We start from the raw sequence: 25780 nt of genomic DNA, 5'->3' as shown, positions 1-25780 counted from the left end.
TCGATTATGCGCGCGCGATTTCATTTTTGAAACATGGAATTGCCGAATTGAAATCCCCGGACGATTCAATGCACCTACCGGTTGCTTAAGAATCAGTGGGTTAGCGGCGTTTCGCGAGCTGGCCCGGTCCTTGCTGTTGATGGGCATTCCTTCAGGAGGCCGTTCATGAGCAACACGCATCTTCAGAGCGCCGGCGCGAAATTCCGCGCGGCAGTCGCGGCCGAGCAGCCGCTGCAGGTGGTCGGCGCGATCACCGCGTACGCAGCCAAGATGGCGCAGGCCGTCGGCTTCAAGGCTGTCTACCTGTCGGGCGGCGGCGTCGCCGCGAATTCGCTCGGCATCCCCGATCTCGGCATCAGCACGATGGAAGACGTGCTGATCGACGCGAACCGGATCACCAACGCGACCGACCTGCCGCTGCTGGTCGACATCGACACGGGCTGGGGCGGCGCGTTCAACATCGCGCGCACGGTGCGCTCGTTCATCAAGGCCGGCGTCGCGGCCGTCCACCTCGAGGACCAGGTCGGCCAGAAGCGTTGCGGCCACCGTCCGGGCAAGGAAGTCGTGCCGACCGACGAAATGGTCGATCGCGTGAAGGCCGCGGTCGATGCGCGCACCGACGACCAGTTCGTGATCATGGCCCGCACCGACGCGGCCGCCGCCGAAGGGATCGACGCCGCGATCGAGCGCGCGATCGCATACGTGGAAGCCGGCGCCGACATGATCTTCCCGGAAGCGATGAAGACGCTCGACGACTACCGCCGCTTCAAGGCCGCCGTGAAGGTGCCGATCCTCGCGAACCTGACCGAGTTCGGCTCGACGCCGCTGTTCACGCTCGACGAACTTCGCGAGGCGAACGTCGACATCGCGCTGTACTGCTGCGGCGCGTATCGCGCGATGAACAAGGCCGCGCTGAATTTCTACGAGACGCTGCGCCGCGACGGCACGCAGAAGGCTGCCGTGCCGACCATGCAGACCCGCGCCGAGCTGTACGACTTCCTCGGCTATCACGCCTACGAGCAGAAGCTCGACGAACTGTTCGCGCAGGGCAAGAAGTAACGCGGCCCGCGCGCCGGGACACGGTTCCCGGAATGCTTTGCATGAAGCCGGAGCGCGCGCACCCGCGCCGCGCCCGGCCGACATGACACCCCCGATACCCATTGGAGAACGGAAACATGAGCGAGACGAAAGACGCAGCAGCACCGGCCGCCGCAGGCGCATTCAAGCCGAAGAAGTCGGTGGCGCTGTCGGGCGTGACGGCCGGCAATACGGCGCTGTGCACGGTCGGCAAGACCGGCAACGACCTGCACTACCGCGGCTACGACATTCTCGACGTCGCCGAATCGTGCGAGTTCGAGGAAATCGCGCACCTGCTCGTGCACGGCACGCTGCCGAACCTGACCGAACTGGCCGCGTACAAGACCAAGCTGCGCGCGCTGCGCGGCCTGCCGAACGCGCTGAAGGCCGCGCTCGAGCAGATCCCGGCCTCCGCCCACCCGATGGACGTGATGCGCACCGGCGTGTCGGTGCTCGGCACCGTGCTGCCGGAGAAGGACGATCACAACCTGCCGGGCGCGCGCGACATCGCCGACCGCCTGATGGCGTCGCTCGGCTCGATGCTGCTGTACTGGTATCACTTCTCGCACAACGGCAAGCGCATCGAGACGGAAACCGACGACGACTCGATCGGCGGCCACTTCCTGCACCTGCTGCACGGCAAGACGCCGTCGAAGTCGTGGGTCGACGCGATGCACACGTCGCTGATCCTGTACGCGGAGCACGAGTTCAACGCATCGACGTTCACCGGCCGCGTGATCGCCGGCACGGGATCGGACATCTACTCGGCGATCACCGGCGCGATCGGCGCGCTGCGCGGGCCGAAGCACGGCGGCGCAAACGAAGTCGCGTATGAAATCCAGAGCCGCTACAGCTCGCCGGACGACGCCGAAGCCGATATCCGCCGCCGCGTCGAGAACAAGGAAGTCGTGATCGGCTTCGGCCATCCGGTCTACACGATTTCCGATCCGCGCAACAAGGTGATCAAGGGCGTCGCGCACAAGCTGTCGAAGGAAGCGGGCGACCTGAAGCTGTACAGCATCGCCGAGCGCCTCGAATCGGTGATGTGGGACGCGAAGAAGATGTTCCCGAACCTCGACTGGTTCAGCGCCGTGTCGTATCACATGATGGGCGTGCCGACCGCGATGTTCACGCCGCTGTTCGTGATCTCGCGTACGTCCGGCTGGAGCGCGCACATCATCGAGCAGCGCGTCGACAACAAGATCATCCGCCCGAGCGCGAACTACACCGGCCCGGAAGATCTGCAGTTCGTGCCGATCGAGAAGCGCTGACACGCCCGCCGCGCGCACCGGCGCCCATGATGTGGGCTGCCGGCGCGCGCGGAACGTCTTACCCCGATTTCCGCCCCACATCATGAATACCGCCTACCGCAAACCCCTGCCCGGCACGTCGCTGGACTTCTTCGACGCGCGTGCCGCGGTCGAAGCGATCGCTCCCGGCGCGTACGACACGCTGCCGTACACGTCGCGCGTGCTCGCCGAAAACCTCGTGCGCCGCTGCGATCCGGCGATCCTCGCCGATTCGCTGAAGCAGATCGTCGAGCGCAAGCGCGAACGCGACTTCCCGTGGTTCCCGGCGCGCGTGGTGTGCCACGACATCCTCGGCCAGACGGCGCTCGTCGACCTCGCGGGCCTGCGCGACGCGATCGCCGAGCGCGGCGGCGACCCGGCGAAGGTGAACCCGGTCGTGCCCGTGCAGCTGATCGTCGACCACTCGCTCGCCGTCGAGTGCGGCGGCTTCGATCCGGACGCGTTCGCGAAGAATCGCGCGATCGAGGATCGCCGCAACGAGGATCGCTTCCACTTCATCGAATGGACCAAGCAGTCGTTCGAGAACGTCGACGTGATCCCGCCGGGCAACGGCATCATGCACCAGATCAACCTGGAGAAGATGTCGCCGGTGATCCAGGCGCAGGACGGCGTCGCGTATCCGGACACCTGCGTCGGCACCGACAGCCACACGCCGCACGTCGACGCGCTCGGCGTGATCGCGATCGGCGTGGGCGGGCTGGAGGCGGAGAACGTGATGCTCGGCCGCGCATCGTGGATGCGCCTGCCCGACATCGTCGGCGTCGAACTGACCGGCAAGCGCCAGCCCGGCATCACCGCGACCGACATCGTGCTCGCGCTGACCGAATTCCTGCGCAAGGAAAAGGTGGTCGGCGCGTACCTGGAATTCCGCGGTGCGGGCGCGGCGAGCCTCACGCTCGGCGACCGCGCGACGATCTCGAACATGGCGCCCGAATATGGCGCGACGGCCGCGATGTTCTTCATCGACGGCCAGACGACCGACTACCTGCGCCTCACCGGCCGCAGCGACGAGCAGGTGAAGCTCGTCGAGACCTACGCGAAGGCGGCGGGCCTGTGGGCCGACACGCTGAACGGCGCGCAGTACGAGCGCACGCTGACGTTCGACCTGTCGAGCGTGGTGCGCAACATGGCCGGCCCGTCGAACCCGCACAAGCGGCTGCCGACGTCCGACCTCGCCGCGCGCGGCATCGCCGGCCAGTGGGAAGAGAAGGCGGGCGAGATGCCCGACGGCGCGGTGATCATCGCCGCGATCACGAGCTGCACGAACACCAGCAACCCGCGCAACGTGATCGCCGCGGCCCTGCTCGCGCGCAACGCGAACGCGAAGGGCCTCACGCGCAAGCCGTGGGTGAAGAGCTCGCTCGCGCCGGGCTCGAAGGCGGTCGAGCTGTATCTGGAAGAAGCGAACCTGCTGCCGGAACTCGAGAAGCTCGGCTTCGGCATCGTCGCGTTCGCGTGCACGACCTGCAACGGGATGTCGGGCGCGCTCGATCCGAAGATCCAGCAGGAGATCGTCGATCGCGACCTGTACGCGACCGCCGTGCTGTCCGGCAACCGCAACTTCGACGGCCGCATCCACCCGTATGCGAAGCAGGCGTTTCTCGCATCGCCGCCGCTCGTCGTCGCGTATGCGATCGCCGGCACGATCCGCTTCGACATCGAGAAGGACGCGCTCGGCCACGACCAGGACGGCAAGCCTGTCACGCTGAAGGACATCTGGCCGACGGACGAGGAGATCGACGCGATCGTCGCATCGAGCGTGAAGCCCGAGCAGTTCCGCAAGGTCTACGAACCGATGTTCGCGCGCGCGGCCGATGCGGGCGAGCGCGCGGCGCCGCTGTACGACTGGCGTCCGCAAAGCACGTACATTCGCCGTCCGCCGTACTGGGAAGGCGCGCTGGCCGGCGAGCGCACGCTCAAGGGCATGCGCCCGCTCGCGGTGCTCGGCGACAACATCACGACCGACCACCTGTCGCCGTCGAACGCGATCCTCGCGAACAGCGCGGCCGGCGAGTACCTCACGAAGATGGGCCTGCCGGAAGAGGACTTCAATTCGTACGCGACGCACCGGGGAGACCACCTGACCGCGCAGCGCGCGACCTTCGCGAACCCGACGTTGATCAACGAGATGGCGGTCGTCGACGGCGCCGTGAAGAAGGGCTCGCTCGCGCGCGTCGAGCCCGAAGGCAAGGTCATGCGGATGTGGGAAGCGATCGAGACGTACATGAATCGCAAGCAGCCGCTGATCGTCGTCGCCGGTGCCGACTACGGCCAGGGCTCGTCGCGCGACTGGGCCGCGAAGGGCGTGCGGCTCGCGGGCGTCGAGGCGATCGTCGCCGAAGGCTTCGAGCGGATCCACCGCACGAACCTGATCGGGATGGGCGTGCTGCCGCTCGAGTTCAAGCCGGGCACGAACCGCGCGACGCTCGGCATCGACGGCACCGAGACCTTCGACGTGATCGGCGAGCGTACGCCGCGCGCCGACCTCACGCTCGTGATTCACCGCAAGAACGGCGATCGCGTCGCGGTGCCCGTGACGTGCCGGCTCGATACGGCCGAGGAAGTGTCGATCTACGAGGCGGGCGGCGTGCTGCAGCGTTTCGCGCAGGACTTCCTCGAATCGTCGCAGGCCGCCTGACCGGGCCACACAGGGACAACGCAAACATGGCTCACATTCCTCAAATCAGGATTCCGGCGACGTATATCCGCGGCGGCACCAGCAAGGGCGTGTTCTTCCGGCTGCAGGATCTGCCGGACGCCGCGCAGGCACCGGGCGCCGCACGCGACGCGCTGCTGCTGCGCGTGATCGGCAGCCCCGATCCGTACGGCAAGCAGATCGACGGGATGGGCGGCGCGACGTCGTCGACCAGCAAGACGGTGATCGTGTCGAAGAGCACGCGCCCCGGCCACGACGTCGACTACCTGTTCGGGCAGGTCGCGATCGACAAGGCATTCGTCGACTGGACCGGCAACTGCGGCAACCTGTCGGCGGCGGTCGGCCCGTTCGCGATCAGCGGCGGGCTCGTCGATGCGTCGCGCGTGCCGCGCGACGGCATCGCGACCGTGCGGATCTGGCAGGCGAACATCGGCAAGACGATCGTCGCGCACGTGCCGATCACGAACGGCGCGGTGCAGGAGACGGGCGATTTCGAGCTGGACGGCGTCACGTTTCCGGCTGCCGAAGTGCAGCTCGAATTCATGGATCCGGCCGCGGAGGAAGAAGGCTCGGGCGGCTCGATGTTCCCGACCGGCAACCTCGTCGACGACCTCGCCGTGCCGGGCATCGGCACGCTGAAGGCGACGATGATCAACGCGGGGATTCCGACCATCTTCGTCGAGGCCGAGGCGATCGGCTATACGGGCACCGAGCTGCAGGACGCGATCAACGGCGACCCGAAGGCGCTCGAGAAGTTCGAGACGATCCGGGCGCACGGCGCGCTGCGCATGGGCCTGATCGACACGCTCGACGAGATCGCAACGCGTCAGCACACCCCGAAGGTCGCGTTCGTCGCGAAGCCGGCCGATTATGTCGCGTCGAGCGGCAAGCGCGTGAACGCGGGCGACATCGACCTGCTGGTGCGGGCGATGTCGATGGGCAAGCTGCATCACGCGATGATGGGCACGGCGGCGGTCGCGATCGGCACGGCCGCGGCGATCCCCGGCACGCTCGTCAACCTGGCGGCGGGCGGCGGTGAACGCAACGCGGTGCGCTTCGGGCATCCGTCGGGGACGCTGCGCGTCGGCGCGGAAGCCCGGCTCGAGAATGGCGAATGGACCGTCACGAAGGCGATCATGAGCCGCAGCGCGCGCGTGCTGATGGAAGGCTGGGTGCGGGTGCCGGGGGATGCGTTCTGAGCGTGTCGGGCGTCGTATCGACGAACGGCAAGGGCGGCTTCGGCCGCCCTTTTTCGTCTCTGCGTCGATGGCGGTCAGCCGTGCAGGAAGCGGCGCAGCGCGTCGTGGCCGATGCGCCGCGCGGCCGTCGATACGCGCGCGTCGGGCACGATGTCGAAGCCGTGCACGCCACCTGGGAAGACGTGCAGCTCGGTGGGCACGCCGGCCCGGATGAGCCGCTGCGCGTAGCCGATGTTCTCGTCGACGAACAGGTCGACCGTGCCGACGGCGATGAACGCCGGCGGCAGCCCGTCGAGCCGTTCCGCGCGGGCGGCCGCCGCGTAGGGCGACACGCCGTCGAGGCCCGGCGCGTGGCCGAGCAGTGACGTCCACGCGAACCGGTTGTTGGCCGCGTGCCAGACGAATTCGCCGGCATGCGGATGCGGTGCGCGCACGCAGGTGCGGTCGTCGAGCATCGGATACATCAGGTGCTGGAACGCCAGCGGGTATTCGCCGCGATCGCGCGCCAGCAACGCCAGCGCGGCCGCGAGCCCGCCGCCCGCGCTTTCGCCCATCACGCCGATGCGCGACGGATCGATGCCGAGCGCGTCCGCGTGGTGGAAGGTCCAGGCGAGTGCCGCGTAGCAGTCGTCGATCGCGCCGGGAAACGGCGTCTCGGGCGCGAGGCGGTAGTCGATCGACACCAGCGCGCACCCCAGCGTCTTCACCAGCGGGCGATGCACGGCTTCGAGATCCTTCGCGGCCCCGCGCACATAGCCGCCGCCGTGCATGTGCACGATCGCCGGCAGCGGGCGCGTCGCGTCGTCGGGCAGGTATACACGCACCGGCACGTCCGGCGCGCCGCCGGAGCCCGGCACGCGCCGATGCTGGAGCGTGTTGCCGACCGTGTCGATCGGCGGCAGCGGCAGGACGCGGTCGCGATGCCGGGCGAGGTTGTCGGCGGTGAGCGTGACGGTCGGCCAGACGTCCAGCCAGGGGCGGATGTCGGGATCGACGAGATGACGTGTATCCAAGGTGCGACTCCGTGAGGAAAACGGCGCGACGCGCGCGATCGGGGAACCGGTGATGGCGGCGTCACAGCACGCTGCGTGCGACGACCCAGCGATGCACTTCGGTCGGGCCTTCGAAGATGCGCATCAGCCGCGCTTCGTTCGCCATCTGATGCAGAGGCAGCTCCTTCGTCATGCCCATCGCGCCGAGCGTCTGCATCGCATGATCGATGACGCCCGACGCCATCTCCGTCGCGAACACCTTGACCATCGAGATCTGCGTGCGCGCATCCTGTCCGGCATCCACTCGTGCGGCCGCTTCATAGGTCATCAGGCGGCACGCGTGGATCTGCGTCAGCGCGTCGGCGACCCACCACTGGACCGCCTGGCGCTCGGCCAGCGGCACGCCGAAGGTCTTGCGCTGTTTCGCATGGTCGCACAGCAGCGCGACCGCGCGCTCGGCGCGGCCGATGCACCAAGCGGCCATCTCCAGGCGACGGTTCGACAGGCGCGCCTGCATCGGCGCGAAACCGGCGCCTTCGCGGCCCAGCAGCTGCGTGGCGGGAACGCGGCAATCCTCCAGCACGATTTCATAGGTCGACAGCCCGCCGATCATCGGAATGCGGCGTTCGATGACGAAGCCCGGCGTGTCGCGCTCGACGATGAATGCCGACATGCCGCCGCGCTTGCCCTTGCTTCGGTCGGTCAGCGCCATCACGATCGTCCAGTCGGCTTCGCGCGCGTGGCTGATCCAGATCTTCCGGCCGTTCAGCACCCACGTGTCGCCGTCGCGCTCGGCCGTCGTCGACAGCGCGCCCGGGTCCGAGCCGGCACCCGGCTCGGAAATCGCCATTGCGGAGCGCGTGACGCCGCGCGCGTACGGTTCGAGGTAGCGCGCGCGCTGTGCGTCGTCGGCCGCGTCGCACAGCATCCGCAGGTTCGGCGAGTCGGGCGGGAGGACGTATGGCGTCACGGTCGTGCCGATCGCTTCGTTCACGCCGACCATCGCGACGGCCGGCAGGTCCGAGCCGCCGGCGTCGGCGGGCGCGTCGAGACCCCACAGACCGAGTTGCCGTGAACGCTCGTCGAGCCGCGCGCGCTCGTCGGCGAGCAGCGCGAAGCGCTGGCCGTCGGCCTCGCGCGCCATCACGGCCGCTTCGAGCGGCATCAGCTCGTCTTTCACGAAGCGTGCGACGAGATCCTTGATCATCTGGTGGTCGAGATCGAGTTCGAAATTCATGGATGTGTCGATGAAGGAGTGAAGGGAAGGGGGCGCGCTTAGACCGCGCGCGCAGGGGACGCCGCCCGGGCGCGCAGCGTGCGGAAGAGCGCCACGCAGCCGGCCGCGAGCAACGCGGCGTTGAAATAGAGGCCGCCGCGCATCGAGCCGGTGGCGGTGTTCAGCACGCCCATCAGGAACGGGCTCGCGAATCCGCCGATCGCGCCGGACATCGTGATCGCCGCGATCGCGATGGCCATCGAGCGCTTCGGCAGCGCGAGCCCGGGCAGCACCCAAAACGCGGGCAGTGCCGCGGCATGCGCGGCGACTGCGACGCAGAGCGCGATCGTCAGGTTCGCGGTGCCGTCGACGCGCGCCAGCACGACGAGCGCCGCCGCGCACGCGAGCATCGCGGCCGCGCCATGTTCGCGCCACGCCTGCCGGTGTTCGGTGCGCCAGCCCATGCCGAGCAAGCCGATGACGCCGCACAGGTAGGGCAGCGCGGACAGCGCGCCGATCTGCATCGCGCCGTGCAGGCCACCGCGGTGCAGGATCACCGGCATCCAGAACACGAGCGCGTAGCCGGCCGCCGCGATCGAGAAATTGGCCGCGCACAGCAGCCAGAAGTCGCGATGCGCGAGCAACGGTCGTGTCGACGTCACGCCGTTGCCGACATCGGCATCGGCCTGCGCGTGCGCATCGCGCAGCGCGGCCTTGTCGGCGTCCGACAGCCAGCGCGCGTCGTCCGGCCGGTCGTCGAGGAAGCGCAGCGCGACGAGACCGAGCGCGCTGCTCGGCAACCCTTCGACGACGAACAGCCATTGCCAGCCGCTCAGGCCGGCGACGCCGTCGAAGACCGTGAGAATCACGCCCGACACGGGGCCGGCGATCAGCCCCGCCAGATACAGCGCGCTCATGAAGAGCGCGAACGCCTTTGCACGCTGCTTCGGCGGATACCACGCGCCGAGATGGAACAGGATGCCGGGGAAGAAGCCGGCCTCGAATACGCCGAGCAGGAATCGGCACACGTAGAACTGCGCGGGCGTCGCGACGAACATCGTTGCGGCCGAGCCGAGCCCCCACAGCACCATGATCCGCGCGATGGTCCGGCGCGCGCCGATCCGCGCGAGCAGCGCGTTGCTCGGAATCTCGAACGCCATGTAGCCGATGAAGAAGATGCCCGCGCCGAGCCCGTAGACGGCGTCGGAGAAGCGCAGCTCGGCGGCCATCTGCGCGTGCGCGAAGCCGATATTGATGCGGTCGATGAACGACAGCGTGTAGCAGAGGATCAGGAACGGCAGCAGGCGCCGCGAGATGCGGCGGTAGAGGGCCGGCATCGCGTCGTCGCGCACGCTGGCCGGGGTGGACAGGGTCGAGGTCATGGGCACTCCGTCAGAAGCGGTGAGTGATGCCGAGCGCCAGCACCTGCTCGGTGCCGCCCGGTTGCGGTTGCACGCCGGCGACGACGGTGTTGCGTGCGCGGCCGCCGTTCTTCATGTACAGGTAGCGGGCATAGAGCGAGGTCCGCTTCGACAGCGGACGGTCGTAGCCGAGGCCGAACGCGGTCGCGTCGTTTGCCGAGCCCTTCACGTCGCGGCGCACGGCCGACACCAGCACGCGGTCGAGCGCGCCGACGTCGACCGTCGCGCCGACGCTCATCGTCGAGAACGCGGGCGAGCCGGGCGCCGTGCTGGCGCCGTGGAGGAACGCGCCGTACAGCTTGACCCGCGCGAACGCGTAGTTGGCGGCGAATACGTAGTGGCGGGTGGTCGTCGGCTGGACGACGGGTGCGAGGTTGCCGGCCGACATGTCGTCCTGGAAGCCCGCGCCGACGTACAGGCCGCCGATCCGGTACTGGAGCCCCGCGCCGTAGTTGCGGCCGGCCTGCGTGGACAGCGCGTTCGGCGTCGGAAAGCCGTAGGTGGCCATCACGCGCAGGCCGTTCCAGTTCGGGCCGAGATACGACGCCGCCTGGTTGAAGCGCGGAATCGGCGGCGTCGTGGCGGTCGTGATCGAGTCCGTCGACGTCGCGAGCAGCGCGAGCGGCGACATGCGTTCGTTCAGGCCGAACGGGTCGCCCTCGTACACGATGTAGAACGACGGCGTGTATTGCCGGCCGAGCCGCAGGTCGCCGTAGCGCGTGTCCTGCAGCGCCACGTACGCCTGCCGGTAGAACAGCGTGCCGCCCTGGAGCGAACCGTCGGCCGGCGAGAAGCCGCTTTCCAGCACGAATTTCGTCGAGGTGCCGCCGCCGAGATCCTCGACGCCTGTCAGACCGACGCGGCTTGTCGAACCGCCACCGCCGCTCTGCCGGAAGCTCGACAGGCTGCCGATGCGATCGAATTCGACGTAGCTGTCGACGATTCCGTACAGCGTCACCGACGACGCATGCGCATGCGGCGTGCACAGCACGCAGGCGCCGATCAGGAGTGCTTTGCGTTGCATGAGTGTGTCTCCGTTCCATGTTTGTTATGCGCCGCGCCCGCGTGCGGGGCGGCGATCGACGGCGCGCGGCGGACGGGGCCGCGCGCCGTCGGGCTCAGCGTCCCTTGAACACCGGCTTGCGCTTCTCGAGAAACGCGCGGGCACCTTCGACCCGGTCCTCGCTCGCATAGACGTCGGGGCCGACGTCGAGCCGCAGCGCCGCGGCAACCGGCAGGCCCCAGCTGCGGGTCGCCGTTTCCTTGATGCGCCGGATCGTGAGCGGCGCGTTCGCGGCGATCGCCTGCGCCAGTTCGCGCACGGTATCGTCGAGCGCGGCGCCGGGGACGACCCGGCTCAGCAACCCGACGTGCAGCGCTTCGTCAGCGTCGAAGCGGCGGCCCGTGAACAGCAGCTCCATCGCGACCGCGCGCGGCAGGATGCGCGGCAGCAGCACGCTCGCGAAGTTCGCACCCATGCCGACTCGCGCTTCGGGCAGCGCGAAATAGGCGTGATCGGCGGCGATCCGCAGGTCGCATGCGAGCGCGATTTCGAAGCCGCCGCCGACCGCGTAGCCGTTGATGGCCGCGATGGTCGGCTTGCGCAGTTCGAGGATCAGCTCGTGCACGTTGCGTGCAAGTCCGCGCATCGGCCGCATGCCGCGCATCTCGGGATCGCCGAGATCGATGCCCGCGCTGAAGGCCCGCTCGCCCGCGCCGCGGATCACGATCGCGCGCACCGCGGGGTTGTCGTCGAGCGTGACGAGTTCGTCGCACAGGCGCCGGATCGCGTCGGCGGACAGCGCATTGGCGACATGCGGGCGATGAATCGTCAGCCACGCGATGCCGTCGTCGTCGCTGCGCAGGATCGACGGAGCGTCGTCGCCGGTCAGGGAGGAGAACGTGGGCGGCGTGGTCATGACGCGCTCCCGGAGGTGGCGGCGCGCTCGTCGTGAACGACGCCGGCCTTGCGCAGCGCGTCGCGGCGGGCCGCGTCGAGGCCGAGCGCGTCGAGCACCGCGTCGGTGTCGGCCGCGAACGGCCGCGGCGGTCGGCGGATCGAGCCGGGCGTGCGCGACAGCCTGGCCGGGATGCCCGCGCCGGTGTAGGTGTCGTTCTTGACGAACATCGCGTTGCGGGCCGCTTGCGGATGGCCGAACCCGTCGGCGATGGTGTTGACCGGTCCCGTCGCGACGCCGGCGCGCATCAGCCGGTCGACGACCTCGTCGGCGGTCAGCTCGGCGGTCAGCTGCCCGATCAGCGAGTCGAGCGCGTCGCGGTGCGCGACGCGCTGCGCATTGGTTGCGAAGCGCGGATCGCGCGCGAGCTCGGGCACGCCGAGCGCTTCGACCAGCTTCGCGAACGTGCGGTTGTTGCCCGCGCCCGTCGCCACCGGCTTGTCTTTGCAAGAATAGACGCCGTACGGCGCGATCGCGGCGTAGACGTTCCCCGTCGCGACGGGCACGTCGCCGGTCGCCATCCAGGTCGTGCTGAGCGGATGCAGCATCGACAGCGCGGTGCTGAACAGGTCGATGTCGACGTGCTGCCCGAGCCCGGAGCGCGTGCGTTCCACCAGCGCGAGCAGGATGCTCGACATGGCGCTCAGCCCGGCCGCGTAGTCGACGACCGGAAACGGTACCTTCAGCGGCATGCCGCCCGGCTCGCCGTTGATCGACATGAAGCCGGCGAGCCCCTGCGCGACGGCGTCGTAGCCCGGAAACCGCGCGAGCGGGCCATCGGTGCCGTAGCCGGAGATCGAGCAATGGACGAGGCGCGGAAAGCGTTCGCGCAGGCAATCGTCGTAACCGATGCCCCAGCGTTCGAGCGTGCCCTGCTTGAAGTTGTCGACCAGCACGTCGGCCGTCTCGAGCAGGCGGAACAGCACGTCGCGGCCGTCGGGATGCGACAGGTCGAGCGCGAGGTTGCGCTTGTTGCGGTTGAGCCCCCAGTAGTAGCTGGAGAGGCCGCTCGGCATCGCGGGTCCCCAGTCGCGTGTTTCGTCGCCTTGCGGCGGTTCGATCTTGACGACGTCCGCGCCGTGGTCGGCGAGCGTCTGCGTGCAGAACGGGCCCGCATAGACGCGGCTCAGGTCCACCACGCGCACGCCCGCGAGCGCGCCTTCGTTGCTGATGATCATGACGATGTTTCCTTCGATGGTCGGCGATGCTGGCGTTCGCCGGCTGGGTGCCGGGCGAAGCGCCGCGGGTTCAGTCGCGCGCGGCGAACAGCGCTTCGACGGCCGCGCGGTGTTCGGGCGTTGCATGGGCGAATGCCTGGTACGACGCGGACAGGTCGAGCAGCGTGTCGAGGCTCGCGTGCCGGCCTTCGCGCAGCAGCCGCTTGGTCAGGCGCAGTGCGGTGCCCGGATGGCGCGCGATGCGCGCGGCGAGCGCGTGCGCGTGGGCCAGCAGTTCGCCGTCGGAGACGACGCGCGACACCAGCCCGTGGCGCAGCGCCGTTTGCGCGTCCACCGCGTCGCCCGTGAACGACATCTCGGCGGCGACGGCCGCGCCGACGATCTGCGGCAGGAACCACGCGCCGCCGTCGCCCGGCACGAGGCCGAGCGCGATGAAGCTCTCCGCGAAGCGCGCGCTGTCGGCGGCAATGCGGATGTCACACATGCAAGCAAGGTCGGTACCGGCGCCGATGGCCGGGCCGTTGATCGCCGCGATTGCGGGCACTTCGAGTTGCTGGAACGCGTGCGCGAGGCGCTGGATGCCGCGGCGATAGCGGGTGCGGATTGCCGCGAGGTCGTGCAGGTCCGACTCGGCGAGCGCACGCATCGCCTTCACGTTGCCGCCCGACGAAAACACGGCGCCGGCGCCGGTCAGGACCAGCACGCGAATCGACTCGTCGCGGTTCGCTTCGTCGCAGCACGCGACCAGTTCGTCGATCGCATCGGTGTCCGAAATGGCGTTGCGGGTTTCGGGGCGGTTCATCGTGACGATCAGGATCGGTCCCTGTCGTTCACGGATCAGAAAGGCTGACATGGTGTCTCCGTATGTTCTGTACCGCGGGGCTTCACGCCGCGGGCCGAAGCCTAGTATCGTCACGACGGTTGGCGGCGGGAAATTCTGTTCCACATATGTGGAAGGGGCCGCCGTGACGGGCGCGGAGGGGCGGGATGAGCGGAAACGTGGTCAAGAGCGCGGCGCGCGTGTTCGAGGTACTGGAGCTGTTCAGCGAACTGCAGCGGCCGCTGAGCGTGCGCGAGATCGCCACGCGCTGCCGCTATCCCGGGTCGAGCGCGGCGGCGTTGCTGACCAGCATGAAGGTGCTCGGCTACCTGTCGTACGACGAACGGACGCACGCGTATGCGCCGACGGCGCGGCTCGTCAATCTCGGCGAAGCGCTCGTCGATTCGGCGGCGGGCAGCCGGCGATACTGGCACGCCGTGGCGAAACGGCTGGCGGCCGGCACGCGGGAGGCCGTCGTGATTGCGGTGCAGAGCGACCTGTACGTGCAGTACATCGACGCCGTCGCGGGCGCGCACCGGATTCCGGTCCAGTTCTATGCGCCGATCGGCACGCGTCGCGAGATCTGCATGTCGGGGCTCGGCTGGGCGTTGCTGAGCCTGCAGCCGGACAGCACGATTCGCCGGCTCGTGGCGCGCAGCATCCGGCGCATCGGAAGGTCGGGCAGGACGATCGACGAGGACGTCGTGCTGGACAAGGTCGAAGAGACGCGCCGGCTCGGCTATTCGTATTCGGCGCATACGGTGACGCAAGGCGCGGCGATGATCTCGATGGTGATCGCCGACGGCTGGAACGGCATGCCGCTCGCGATCGGCGTCGCCGGGCCGGTCGAGCGGATCGAAGAACATCGCGGCGCGATCGTGCTCGCGATGCGCGACGCGCTGGCCGAGCGCGTGGACGAAGCGGTCGGCGAGTTGCGCGGCCGCTCGTGCGGCGACGCGTCCGCCTGCGGCGGCCTCCGCCGGCATCGGGCGGACGGCGGCGGGTGATCATCCGATGTCGACGCGAACCTCGCGTATCAGCCTTCTTGCCGTCGGCGCCGCGCACGTTCGCATAGAATCGGAGCGTCGTTTCGTTTCGCCCCTGTCCGGTTGCATTTCCGCGAGGTCGCCATGTCATTGAACGCGCCGCTTTCCGGCGTCCACATCGTCGAATTCGAAGGCCTCGGCCCCGGCCCGCTCGCGGGCTGGATGCTTGCCGGGATGGGCGCGCGCATCACGTTGATCGCGCGTCCGGCAGACCGTACCAGCGCACCGGACGCGCTGCAGGGCCGCGACGGCGACCTGCTGCGCGAAGGCAAGACGATCGTCGAACTCGATCTGAAGACGCCGGCCGGCCGCGACGCGGCGCTCGCGCTGATCGCGCAGGCCGACGCGCTGATCGAGGGGCTGCGGCCCGGCGTGATGGAGCGCCTCGGGCTCGGCCCGGACGATTGCGCACGCGGCAATCCGAAGCTCGTGTACGGACGGATGACGGGCTGGGGCCAGGACGGACCGCTCGCGGCGGCCGCCGGGCACGACCTGAACTACGTCGCGCTGACCGGGCTGCTGTCGCTGTCCGCGCCGCGCGACGGCCGGCCCGGCGTGCCGCCGACCGTCGTCGGCGATGCGGGCGGCGCGCTCGGGCTCGCATTCGGGATCGTCTGCGCACTGTTCGACGTGCGCGGCGGCGGGCCGGGGCGCGTGGTCGACGGCGCGATCGTCGACATCGTGTCGATGCTCGGCTCGCTCGCGCTGTGGGCGCGCGCGAACGGGCAACTCGATGGCGCGCAGCCGAGCCTCTTCCACGATGCGCCGTTCTACGACGTATATCGCTGCGCGGACGGCGAATGCGTGACGATCGGCGCGCTCGAGCCGCCGTTCTACGCGTTGCTGGTCGAGCGGCTCGGGTTGAGCGATGTCGATCCGGCGTCGCAGTACGATCGCGCGCGCTGGCCGGCGCTGAAGGCGCGCTTTGCGGAGGTGTTCGCGCAGCAGCCGTCCGCACACTGGCGCGCGTTGCTCGAAGGGACCGACGCGTGCTTTGCGCCCGTGCTGAGCGTGGCCGCTGCGGTCGAGCATCCGCACAATGCAGCGCGCGGGATCTATCGAACTGACGAGAACGGGAACGTGCGGGCGCGCGTGGCGCCGCGGTTTCTATCGTTGCAGGATGATGACGCGGGTTGACGGAGCCGGGTGCGCGGGGCTTGCCGCCGCGTGTGCTCCGCCGTGTCGAGCGATATCGGCCGCTTACGCCGTTTCCTCCGGCGCATCCGGCATCTTGCCGTCGCCGACGCGATTGATCGTGCCTTGCGCGATCGCGACGAGCCGCTCGTGATCGCCGTCGATGACGAACACATGACACTGGCAGGTCGCCTGGTGCCGGCCCGCGTAGACGACCTTCGCGCGCGCGACGAGCGTGCCGTTCACGGCCGGCCGCAGGTAGTTGATCTTGTATTCGGCGGTGATGACGCGCGGACCGAGCACGAGCGCGCCGGCGAAGGTCAGCGCGTTGTCGGCGAGATAGCCGATCACGCCGCCGTGCACGAAGCCGTGCTGCTGCCGCAGCTCTTCCCGCACGGGCAGGCACAGCGACACTTCGTTGTCGCCGATATGCATCAGCTCCGTGCCCAGCAGCATGCTGAACGGTTGCGCGCGCAATGCGCCGCGCGCGTGGTCCGTGATGTCCGTCATCGACTGCCCTCGCAATGCGTGTCCGCTTGCGCTGAACTCTAGGAAGGGGGCTGCGGATAAGCAAGGAAATTCGTCCGCATTTCGCGTGACGGCCGGCGCGATGCGACGCGATTACTACGCCGAACGCGCGCGTTGTCCTCGTTTGCCGGCGATTCGACGGGGATGGCGGGGACTGGCCGGGCGCCGCTCGCCGGATGTTCCTAAAGTCCGACGAAGAAATGCCGCTAATGCCGGGGCATTGCTCCATCGTCGCCTCTCCAGGAATCTCCCCCATGTTCGGAAAAATCAAGCTCGCGTCGGGTCTGCTCGGCGTGTTGACCGTGTTTTGCCTCTTTCTGTTCGCGATCGAGGCGCTCGGCTTCTGGGCGCTCGCATCGACGCGCAGCGGCGTCGACGATCTGTCGAACGTCGCGATCGCGCAAGTCGACGCGGCCAGCCAGGCGACCGAGCGCCTGCTCGACGCACGCGTGAACCTGTCGCGCGCGGGCACGCGGATGGTGCGCGGCGGCCCGAAGCCCGACGAGATCATCCGCCATGCCAGCGCTTCGCTCGCCGAAGCGGACAAGGCGTTCGCCGCGCTGACGGCCGCGCAGGCCGTCGACGCGACGAACCGCGCGCGCGTGGCGGCGCTCGCCGAGCGCTATCGCGCGCTGCGCGGCGCGCTGGGCGAACTCGTGCAGTTCCTCGACGCCGACAACATCCAGGCGTTCCTCGACCAGCCGACGCAGGGCTTCCAGGATGCATACCTCGCCGAACTGCACCGCTTCGCCGACTACGGCGCCGCGTCGAGCCGCGACGCGCTCGCCACGATCGATAGCGGGATTCAGTGGTTCAAGTGGGTCGGCATCGTGCTGCTGGTGGCGATGCTCGCCGCGAGCGCGGCGATTTACGCCGCCGCGCGGCGCGCGGTGGTCGCGCCGCTGGACGAGGCCGGCCGCCATTTCGAGCGCATCGCGCAAGGCCGGCTCGACGAAGCCGTGCGGGCAGGCGGTGTTTTCGAGATCGACCGCATGTTGCGCGGCCTTGCCACGATGCAGGCGAGCATCGCGGACACCGTGCGCACCGTGCGTCACGCGTCCGACGCGATCCACCTCGGCGCGGGCGAGATCGCCGGCGGCAACGCGGACCTGTCCGCGCGCACGGGCACGCAGGCCGCGTCGCTCGAGGAAACCGCCGCGAGCATGGAGGAACTGACTGCAACCGTGCGCCAGAACACCGACAGCGCGCGTGCGGCCAGCGCGCTGGCCGACGCAGCGCTCGACGCGACGCGCCACGGCGGCGGCGTGGTCGACAGCGTGATCGACCGGATGCGCGGCATCGCCCAAAGCTCCGGGCGCATCGCGGAGATCATCTCGGTGATCGACGGCATCGCCTTCCAGACCAACATCCTCGCGCTGAACGCGGCGGTCGAGGCCGCGCGGGCCGGCGAGCAGGGCCGCGGCTTCGCGGTGGTCGCGGGCGAAGTGCGCTCGCTCGCGCAGCGCAGCGCGCAATCGGCGAAGGAAATCAAGGCGCTGATCGAGGAGTCGGTCACGCAGATCGACGGCGGCTCGGAACTCGTCGAACGGGCCGGCGACGCGATGCGGACGGTTTCGGCGTCGATCACGCGGGTCGTGCAGACGATGTCGGAGATCACGGCCGCGTCGGTCGAGCAGAGCGTCGGCATCGAGCAGGTCAATCAGGCGGTCACGCAGATGGACCAGCTGACGCAGCAGAACGCGGCGCTGGTGGAGGAAGTCGCGGCGGCGGCCGCGTCGCTGAACGACCAGACCGCGCACCTGATGCAGGCGGTGTCGGTGTTCGAACTGGGCGACGCGCGCGCGGCTCGCGGTGTCCGCGACGAGCGCGCGTCGTCGTCGTTTGCCGGCGCCGGTTACGAAACGGCGGGCAGCGCCGCGTAAGCGGTTGCGAGGTGGTAGGGCGTCGTCGACGGCATGTCGGCGCGCGACACCTGCCCGTCGGCCGTCTTGCACTCGAACCAGCCGCGAGGATGCAGGAAGCGCGCGGCGAAGCGCTCGATCTGCTGCGCGAGCGGTGCGGAGGCCGGCGTGCCGCCGTGCGTGGCGAGCGCGCGCAGGTATTCGGTCTGCGCCCAGATCCGTTGCGTGCCGTCGATGCATGCGCCTTGCGCGTCGACCGCCGCGCACACGGCGCCCGTTTGCGGATCGATCCCGTGCTGCTCGGCGAACGCGAACGCGCGCGCGAGCGCGTCGGGGAGCCCGGTTTGCGCGAGGCGCGCGCCGGCCGCATCGACCAGATAGAACCATTCGAACTGATGGCCGGGCTCGAAGCGGTTGTCGGCCGCCCCGAGCGGCAGTTCGGCGACGCAGCCGGTCGCCGTATCGACGAACGTGCGCTCGACGGCCTGTGCAGTGCGCACGAGCGCATCGCCGAACGCCGCGTCGCCGAACGCATCCGCGGCCGCGAGCCATGCTTCGGTCAGGTGCATCAGCGGGTTCTGCAGTGCGCCGCTGCCCGACGACGAGAAGTCGGCGTGACGCGCGGCGTCGAGCAGCGCGTCGCCCGGCTGCGGCGCGAAGCGGTCCTGGATCAGCGCGGCGGTGTCCTCGGCGACCGTGCGCGCCGCGGCGTCGCCCGACGCCGCATGCCATGCGGCACATGCGAACACGACGAACGCGTGCGTATAAAGGTCCTTGGTCGTGTCGAGCGGCGCGCCTTGCGCATCGACGCTGTAGAACCAGCCGCCGTGGCGCGGGTCGCGGAAGCGGCTGCACAGCGAGTCGAACAGCGTGGCCGCGTGCGCGGTGTGGCCGGCCTGCGCGAACACGAACAGTTGTCGCGCGCATGCCATTGCGCGATAACGGGTGACGGGCAGCGGTGCATGGGTGGCCGGATCGACGGCCTCGAACGGCAGCCGCAGCGTCTGGTCGAACCCTGAACCCTGCCAGATCGGCAGGATGACGTGCGCAAAATGGTCGCGCAATCGGGCGGCCTGGGCGGAAGCGGAATCGGGAACGGACATGGCGGGGTTGAGCGCTTGGATCGAATTGAGTCGGCGCGGAGCGGCGCGGCCGGGGCCAAGGATAAACCATTCCGCACGGCAGTCTTCAAAACGGGAGAGAAATCGGATGCTCGGCAACCTGGAACTCGTGATGCGCCTGGTCCTCGCGGCGGCGCTCGGCAGTGTCATCGGCTTCGAACGGGAGCGCCTGTCGTGGGCGGCCGGCCTGCGCACGCACATGCTGGTCTGTGTCGGCTCGACGCTCATCATGATCGTGTCGGCGTTCGGTTTCGCCGATGTGCTGGGCAGCAGCGACCACATCGTGCTCGATCCGTCGCGGATCGCCGCGCAGGTGGTCTCGGGCATCGGTTTCCTCGGCGCGGGCTCGATCCTGCTGCGCGGCGAGATCGTGCGCGGGCTGACGACGGCCGCGAGCCTCTGGTCGGTCGCCGCGATCGGCCTCGCGGTGGGCGGCGGACTGTACGTCGCGTCGATTTCCGCGACGATCATCATCCTGATCATCCTGGCCGGCATCAAGCCGCTCGAGCGCCGCTACTTCACGGTGCGGCAGCGGCGTCAGCTCGCGCTGACGGTGGTGGGCGGCGCGTTGACGTTCGATTCGCTGCACGCGGCGCTCGGCCCCGACAGCGCGCGCGTGAAGCAATTCATCGTGCAGCGCGCCGACGACACGGGCGAGCACGACGAGGTGCGCATCGCGCTCGGGCGCGTGTCGGATCTCGAATACCGCGCGATCTGCGACAAGCTGCGCGGGCTGTCGTGCGTGACGCGATTCGAGGAAGGCGGCGGGTTGTCGGGCGACGAATAGACGGCATCCGATCGGCCGGATCGGCGATCGGTCATGCGACAATGGCCGGTCACTGATTCCGTTCGACATCCGGTTCCGCGTTCGCGGACCTGTAATCCGACTCCATGACCGAATCCGTTTCCCTGCCTCGCTCCCGTTCCCGCTCCGACCGCTCGTCGGCCCGTTCGCGTCCGCGTTCCGTCGCGGCCGCGGCAGACACCGCCGCGAGGGCAACCGCGCGGTCCGGCAACGCGACGGGCGGCGATGCGCCGCGGGACGAACGCACGCTCGACCTGTTCGGCGATCCGGTGCTCGAGCCGGCTGCGCGTGGGTCGGTGGGCTCGCGCGATGACGGGGCGGTGGATGCCGACACGGTGGCCGCCGTTGCCGACAGCGATGACGGCGGTCGGCAGGCGATGCTGGATGGATTCGGCACGCCGGGCGCCGACGGCGGGGCCGTTGCGAAAACGACGGCGTCTGCGTCGACGCGTGAAAGCGGCGACGTGGCCGATGCCGATGCAACGAAGCCCGGCGAGACGCGGGTGCCCAATGGTGTCGCCGCGACTGCAGCGGGCGAGCCGGCAACCGACGGCAGTCAGGTGAAGACCGGCGGCGTGGCGGAAGCAGGCGACGCGGCCGGGACGCACGCCGATCGTTCGACGGCGAATGCCGGAGCGGCGGAAGGTGCGGTCGATGCAGTCATCGGCGACCGACCCGTGAAAGCGGGCGGTGAGCCCGAAGGCGCCGCCGTGCCGGCCATACGCGACGAAGCAGTGCGAACACCTGGCGAGACCGCGAAGGGGCGTCGCGCATCCTCCGGCGGCAAGCGCCGTGCAGCCGCTGGCGCGCGCGAAGCGATAGCGGCGCGTGGCGCGCCGGAAGTGGCCGCCGTCGACGCGGAGGCGGAAGCGACCCCGGCGCAGCACCTTGCGCCATCCACTGAACGGTCAGCGACCGCCGAACCGGCCGAGCCCGAGGTTGCCGCAGTTGCCGCGAGTGCCCGTGACGCCGCGCAAGCAGCCGCAGCGCCGGCCGCGCCGTTCGCGCAGCCTGTTGCGTCCGCGGCGTCGTTCGTGACGAAGCCGTCGGCGGAACGTGCGCAACCGGCCACGTCGAGCGCGTCGGCCTTCGATCCCGACACGCAACTGCGCCCGCTGTCGGACCGGCTCGCCGCGCTGCAGGCCGAGACGGCCGGCATGAAGCAGGCGGCCGATCGCGAGATGCGTCGCGTCAACCGGCTGCTGCTGGCGCTGGCGATCGTCGTGTTCGCGGGGCTCGTCGCGCTGGTGCTGCAAACGCGGCAAATCGCGCACCTGAAGCAGGAAGTCGACGCCCGGCAGCAGCGGATCGACCGGCTGGCAGCCGACCTATCGACGCAGCAGGCAACGCTGATGACGCTCGCGGAACACCACGAAGCGATGCTGTCGCAGGTCGACCGGCTGCAGCGCAATGCGAACCGCGAGGCGGCGGCCGCGAAGCGCGTGCGTCGAACGCGCTAAATCGTCCGACCCTACCTGCAAACCCCGGCGTGACAAGGCGCGTCGGTGCGGACCGTCGGTCAGCGGTGGCGCGGGTGCGGCAAACTGATGCGGTGAGCTGGCAGGATTCAGGGAAAACCCTTAGAATGGCATCCATCTAAGGGAAAACCCTATAATCATCTGTCAGGAGTCTCACATGAGCTTCATTCTTGCCCTGCTGCAAAAGATCGACGACCTGTTCGTCTCCCCGCACCTGCCGCTCGATGCGGAATATTCGTACGCTGCGCGTCACGCCGAAGCCGAGCGCGTGCGTCGTGCGAACCGCGTTCCGACCGTCCTGTACCGTCGCTGATTCGCTGATTCGCTGATTCGCTGATTCGCTGATTCGCTGATTCGCTGATTCGCTGATTATTCGCTGATTCGGCGCGGCGCTCGCCGCCTCTGCCTGCCCGTTTTCCACCGCCGCATCGCGCGCCGGTGCGACCGTCCCGCTACACTGGAAGTCCGACTTCCCTCGCGACACCCGGGCCATGCTGCAGATGCGGCCGATGACGGCCGGTGAATTCCACGCATACCGCACGCGCGCCATCGACGGCTACGCGCGCGATCTCGTGTCATCCGGGCAGAACGCCACCGACGACGCGCAGACCCGCGCCCGCGCCTGCTTCGATACACTGCTGCCCGATGGCCTGCTCACTTCCGGCCAGACGCTCGTCCAACTGATCGACACCGCCAGCGGCGACACGGTCGGCGACCTCTGGTACGCGATCGTGCCCGAAGGGCCGAACCGCACGCTGTTCATCTACGATCTCGACATCGTCCCGACCCGGCGCCGCCAGGGCTGGGCCACGCGCGCGCTCGATGCACTCGAGGCCGAGGCGCGCCGTCATGGTGTCACCGAAATCGGGCTGTCGGTGTTCAATCACAACACGGCGGCCCGCGCGTTGTATCGGGCGTGCGGCTTCGTGCCGATCACGACGACGCTGATCAAGCCGGTCGTCCAGAGCTGAAGCCAGCACGCGCGCGTCGATGACGCGCGTTGTCGTTGTTCGGCCGCCTTCCGATGATCTGTCCCGACGCAGCGCATGCAATTTGCGCCACGCCGCTCGGCAAGCGATTCCCGATACGACAAGCGCCGGGCCGTCCATCGAACGGCCCGGCGCTTGTCGCGGCCCGCATCAGCGTGCGCGGCCTTTCCATCTCCTCAGCAGCAGCGCGTTCGTCACGACGCTGACGCTGGAGAACGCCATCGCCGCGCCCGCGATCACCGGATTCAGCCAGCCGAGCGCCGCGAGCGGCACGCCGATCAGGTTGTAGACGAACGCCCAGAACAGGTTCTGCTGGATCTTCCGATACGTCCGCTTCGAGATGTCGATCGCATCGGCGACGAGCGCCGGGTCGCCGCGCATCAGCGTGATGCCGGCCGTATGCATCGCGACGTCGGTGCCGGTCGCCATCGCGATGCCGACGTCGGCCGCGGCGAGCGCGGGCGCGTCGTTGATCCCGTCGCCGACCATCGCGACGATTCCGTCGTGCGTGCGTTTGAGTTCGGCCACCACGCGTGCCTTGTCGTCGGGCAGCACCTGCGCATGCACTTCGCCGATCCCGAGCGACGCCGCGACGGCCGCCGCGCTGCCGCGGTTGTCACCCGTGACGAGCACGCTCGCGACGCCACGCGCCGACAGTGCCGCGATCGCGTCGCGCGCGCCCGGCTTCACGGTGTCGCCGAACGCGATCAGCGCGAGCAGCGCGCGCGGCGCGTCGGCACGCATCAGCCACGAAATCGTGTTGCCCGCGCGCTCGAGTTCCGCGGCACGCGCGTCGAGTTCCGGCGGCACGACGATGCCGAGTTCGTCGCGCCAGCGGGTGCTGCCGAGTGCGAGAAGCTCCCCGCCGACGCGCGCCTCGACGCCGCGTCCGGCCACCGCGCGCGCGTCGGCCGCGACGATCTTGGCCGAACCCGCGCCGCCGCCGCGGGCCACGACGTCCGCATCGTGCGCGGCGACCACGGCGCGCGCGAGCGGGTGGTCGCTTTGCCGCTGGACTGCGGCCGCGAGAGCGAGCGCTTGCTCACGTGGGATGCTGACGGCGTCGAATGCCGTCACGGACGGTTTGCCTTCGGTCAGCGTGCCGGTCTTGTCGAACGCGATCACCGTGGTGCGCTGCGCGAGTTCGAGCGCCAGGGCGTCCTTGATCAGCACGCCATGGCGGGCCGCGACGCCGGTGCCCGCCATGATCGCGGCGGGCGTCGCGAGGCCGAGCGCGCACGGGCACGCGATGACGAGCACCGCGACCGCGTTGAGGATCGCCGTTTCGATGCCGGCGCCGGCGATCAGCCAGCCGACCAGCGTCAGCACGGCGATGCCGAGGATCGCCGGCACGAACACTTCGCTGACGCGATCGACGAGCCGCTGGATCGGCGCCTTTTCCGCCTGCGCGGATTCGACGAGGCGGATGATGCGCGCGAGCGTCGTCTCCGCGCCGATCGCGGTGGTTTCGACGACGAGCGCGCCTTCGCCGTTGATCGAGCCGGCCGTGACCGGATCGCCGTCTTCCTTCGGCACCGGCAGGCTTTCGCCGGTGATCAGCGATTCGTCGACGTGCGAGCGGCCCGACACGATCCGGCCGTCGACGGGCACACGCTCGCCCGGACGGATGCTGACGGTCGTGCCGACCCGCACTTGCGCCAGCGGCACGTCGCGCTCGACGCCGTGCTCGACGACGCGCGCGCGGTCGGGGCGCAGCGCGTTCAGCGCGCGGATCGCCTCGGTCGTCTGGCGTTTCGCGCGCGCTTCGAGCCATTTGCCGAAGCGCACCAGCGTGATGATGACGGCCGATGCCTCGAAATACAGATGGCCGGGGTGCGCGGGGTCGCGCAGCAGCATCCACAGGCTCAGGCCGTACGCGGCCGACGTGCCGAGCGCGACGAGCAGGTCCATGTTGCCGGTGCGTGCCTTCACCGCATGCCAGGCGGCGCGGTAGAAGCGTGCGCCGAAGCCGAACTGGACGACCGACGCGAGCACGAGCTGCAGCCAGCCGGGCAGCATCGCGTCGATGCCGAACGGCGCGACGAGCATCGGCACGATGAGCGGCACGCTCAGCACGGCCGAGCCGATCACGAGATTGCGTTCGCGGATCGCTTCGCGGCGCTTGCGGGCGTCGGGGGCTTGCGCGGGTTCGGCGGCGCGGGCTTCGGCGTCGGCCGAGGCGTCCGCGTCCGGCGCAACGGCGAGCGATGCCCGATAACCGGCCGTCGTGACCGCCGCGATCAGCGTAGCGGCGTCGAGCGCGCCGGCGCCATGCACCGACGCGCGTTCGGTCGCGAGATTCACCGATGCGCGCGTGACGCCAGGCACGGCGGCCAGCGCCTTTTCGACGCGGCCGACGCAGGATGCGCACGTCATGCCGCCGATGTCGAATTCGAGATCATGGGAAGCGGCCGGCGGCGGCGCGGCGACCGGTGTCGCGCCGTAGCCGGCTTGCCGCACGGCGTCGGCCAGTTGCGACGCGGAAACGTGCGGGGCCGCGTCGACGGTCGCGCGCTCGGTGGCGAGGTTGACGGACGCGCGCGTCACGCCGGGCACCTTCGCCAGCGCCTTTTCGACGCGCGACACGCACGACGCGCAGGTCATGCCGTCGATGTCGAGTTCGATGCTGGCGGCGGGCGCGGGCAGTGCGCTCGCCGCCGTTTCCGGCCGGGTGGTCGCGTGCATCGCGTGCTCGACCTGCGCGGACGCTACGGCTTCGACCGCCGCTTCGCGCACGGCGGCGTGATAGCCGGCGGCGTCGACCGCGGCGACGAGCTGCGCGGGCTCGACCGTGTCCTGCGCGGTCACCGTCGCCGCATGCGCGTCGAGATCGACCGCCGCCTCGACGACGCCCGGCACGGCGGCCAGCGCACGCTGCACGCGGCCCGTGCAGCCGCCGCAATGCATGCCGTCGATGGACAGTTCGATCGTTTGCATGTCGGCGGAGGCGAGTGGTTCAGTCATGTCGGATTCCCCAAAAGCGCGGTTCG

At 69.5% G+C, this 25780-nt stretch carries 21 protein-coding genes; 11 read left to right on the top strand and 10 right to left on the bottom strand.

Annotation, left to right across the window (positions count from 1 at the left end):
• Window positions 1-165 precede the first annotated feature (165 nt).
• The 4 genes from prpB (at window position 166) to prpF (ending at window position 6242) form a co-directional block, all read left to right on the top strand.
• Window positions 166-1059 carry a methylisocitrate lyase gene (prpB, locus tag WS87_RS28045; protein WP_044845010.1) on the top strand — a complete coding sequence of 298 codons (894 nt, stop codon included), beginning with the start codon at window positions 166-168 and terminating at the stop codon, window positions 1057-1059.
• Window positions 1060-1175: 116 nt separating this feature from the next.
• Entirely contained in the window at window positions 1176-2348 is a 1173-nt protein-coding gene (gene prpC, locus WS87_RS28040) for a bifunctional 2-methylcitrate synthase/citrate synthase (RefSeq protein ID WP_059448941.1), read from the top strand.
• An 82-nt stretch (window positions 2349-2430) separates the two neighbouring features.
• Window positions 2431-5025, top strand: coding sequence for a Fe/S-dependent 2-methylisocitrate dehydratase AcnD (gene acnD, locus WS87_RS28035; protein WP_059815154.1), 2595 nt, complete (start codon window positions 2431-2433; stop codon window positions 5023-5025).
• Between the two features lie 26 nt (window positions 5026-5051).
• A complete protein-coding gene (gene prpF, locus WS87_RS28030) occupies window positions 5052-6242 on the top strand; it encodes a 2-methylaconitate cis-trans isomerase PrpF (protein ID WP_059815152.1) in 1191 nt (396 codons plus the stop codon).
• Window positions 6243-6316: 74 nt separating this feature from the next.
• On the opposite strand, the gene WS87_RS28025 is transcribed toward prpF, so the two are convergent.
• The 7 genes from WS87_RS28025 to WS87_RS27995 form a co-directional block, all read right to left on the bottom strand.
• Window positions 6317-7255: an alpha/beta hydrolase gene (locus WS87_RS28025; protein ID WP_059815150.1), complete on the bottom strand. Its 939-nt coding sequence runs from the start codon at window positions 7253-7255 to the stop codon at window positions 6317-6319.
• Window positions 7256-7316: 61 nt separating this feature from the next.
• The gene (locus tag WS87_RS28020; RefSeq protein WP_059815148.1) at window positions 7317-8471 is read right to left on the bottom strand and encodes an acyl-CoA dehydrogenase family protein; all 1155 of its coding nucleotides are present in this window, start codon (window positions 8469-8471) and stop codon (window positions 7317-7319) included.
• A 38-nt stretch (window positions 8472-8509) separates the two neighbouring features.
• Complete coding sequence (locus tag WS87_RS28015; RefSeq protein WP_059815146.1) at window positions 8510-9832, bottom strand: MFS transporter; 1323 nt, start codon at window positions 9830-9832, stop codon at window positions 8510-8512.
• A 10-nt stretch (window positions 9833-9842) separates the two neighbouring features.
• Complete coding sequence (locus WS87_RS28010; protein WP_059815144.1) at window positions 9843-10895, bottom strand: porin; 1053 nt, start codon at window positions 10893-10895, stop codon at window positions 9843-9845.
• Between the two features lie 94 nt (window positions 10896-10989).
• Window positions 10990-11790: an enoyl-CoA hydratase/isomerase family protein gene (locus WS87_RS28005; protein ID WP_082750532.1), complete on the bottom strand. Its 801-nt coding sequence runs from the start codon at window positions 11788-11790 to the stop codon at window positions 10990-10992.
• Complete coding sequence (locus tag WS87_RS28000; RefSeq protein WP_059815268.1) at window positions 11787-13007, bottom strand: CaiB/BaiF CoA transferase family protein; 1221 nt, start codon at window positions 13005-13007, stop codon at window positions 11787-11789. The genes WS87_RS28005 and WS87_RS28000 overlap by 4 nt, the downstream gene beginning before the upstream one ends.
• A gap of 70 nt (window positions 13008-13077) precedes the next feature.
• Complete coding sequence (locus WS87_RS27995; RefSeq protein ID WP_059815142.1) at window positions 13078-13860, bottom strand: crotonase/enoyl-CoA hydratase family protein; 783 nt, start codon at window positions 13858-13860, stop codon at window positions 13078-13080.
• Window positions 13861-13994: 134 nt separating this feature from the next.
• Here WS87_RS27995 and WS87_RS27990 point away from each other — a divergent pair, with 134 nt between their 5' ends.
• Both WS87_RS27990 and WS87_RS27985 read left to right on the top strand, forming a co-directional pair.
• Window positions 13995-14834, top strand: coding sequence for an IclR family transcriptional regulator (locus tag WS87_RS27990; RefSeq protein WP_082750531.1), 840 nt, complete (start codon window positions 13995-13997; stop codon window positions 14832-14834).
• Window positions 14835-14957: 123 nt separating this feature from the next.
• Entirely contained in the window at window positions 14958-16010 is a 1053-nt protein-coding gene (locus WS87_RS27985) for a CaiB/BaiF CoA transferase family protein (RefSeq protein WP_059815262.1), read from the top strand.
• A gap of 63 nt (window positions 16011-16073) precedes the next feature.
• Here the strand turns inward: WS87_RS27985 and WS87_RS27980 are convergent, their stop codons facing one another.
• Window positions 16074-16517, bottom strand: a complete 444-nt coding sequence (locus tag WS87_RS27980) for a PaaI family thioesterase (protein WP_059467287.1) — start codon at window positions 16515-16517, stop codon at window positions 16074-16076.
• Between the two features lie 272 nt (window positions 16518-16789).
• Between WS87_RS27980 and WS87_RS27975 the strand changes: the two genes are divergently transcribed.
• Window positions 16790-18418, top strand: a complete 1629-nt coding sequence (locus WS87_RS27975) for a methyl-accepting chemotaxis protein (RefSeq protein ID WP_059815140.1) — start codon at window positions 16790-16792, stop codon at window positions 18416-18418.
• Here the strand turns inward: WS87_RS27975 and WS87_RS27970 are convergent.
• Window positions 18391-19500, bottom strand: coding sequence for an AGE family epimerase/isomerase (locus WS87_RS27970; protein WP_059815138.1), 1110 nt, complete (start codon window positions 19498-19500; stop codon window positions 18391-18393). The genes WS87_RS27975 and WS87_RS27970 overlap by 28 nt on opposite strands.
• A gap of 106 nt (window positions 19501-19606) precedes the next feature.
• Between WS87_RS27970 and WS87_RS27965 the strand changes: the two genes are divergently transcribed.
• The 4 genes from WS87_RS27965 (at window position 19607) to WS87_RS27955 (ending at window position 22772) form a co-directional block, all read left to right on the top strand.
• The gene (locus tag WS87_RS27965; protein WP_059528748.1) at window positions 19607-20305 is read left to right on the top strand and encodes an MgtC/SapB family protein; all 699 of its coding nucleotides are present in this window, start codon (window positions 19607-19609) and stop codon (window positions 20303-20305) included.
• 104 nt (window positions 20306-20409) lie between these two features.
• The gene (locus WS87_RS27960; protein ID WP_059815136.1) at window positions 20410-21783 is read left to right on the top strand and encodes a hypothetical protein; all 1374 of its coding nucleotides are present in this window, start codon (window positions 20410-20412) and stop codon (window positions 21781-21783) included.
• Window positions 21784-21958: 175 nt separating this feature from the next.
• Window positions 21959-22114 (top strand): hypothetical protein, encoded by a 156-nt coding sequence (locus tag WS87_RS34075; RefSeq protein WP_175908567.1) that lies wholly within the window; start codon window positions 21959-21961, stop codon window positions 22112-22114.
• A 178-nt stretch (window positions 22115-22292) separates the two neighbouring features.
• A complete protein-coding gene (locus WS87_RS27955; protein WP_059815134.1) occupies window positions 22293-22772 on the top strand; it encodes a GNAT family N-acetyltransferase in 480 nt (159 codons plus the stop codon).
• Between the two features lie 168 nt (window positions 22773-22940).
• Here WS87_RS27955 and WS87_RS27950 read toward each other — a convergent pair whose 3' ends face one another.
• Window positions 22941-25754: a heavy metal translocating P-type ATPase gene (locus WS87_RS27950; RefSeq protein ID WP_107938210.1), complete on the bottom strand. Its 2814-nt coding sequence runs from the start codon at window positions 25752-25754 to the stop codon at window positions 22941-22943.
• Window positions 25755-25780: the final 26 nt, after the last annotated feature.

Origin of the sequence: Burkholderia sp. MSMB0856 (assembly GCF_001524645.2) — a bacterium.
In the GTDB taxonomy this organism is placed as follows: Bacteria; Pseudomonadota; Gammaproteobacteria; order Burkholderiales; family Burkholderiaceae; genus Burkholderia; species Burkholderia diffusa.
The sequence above is the reverse complement of the archived record's forward strand: the minus strand, read 5'-3'. Positions and strand labels throughout refer to the sequence as shown.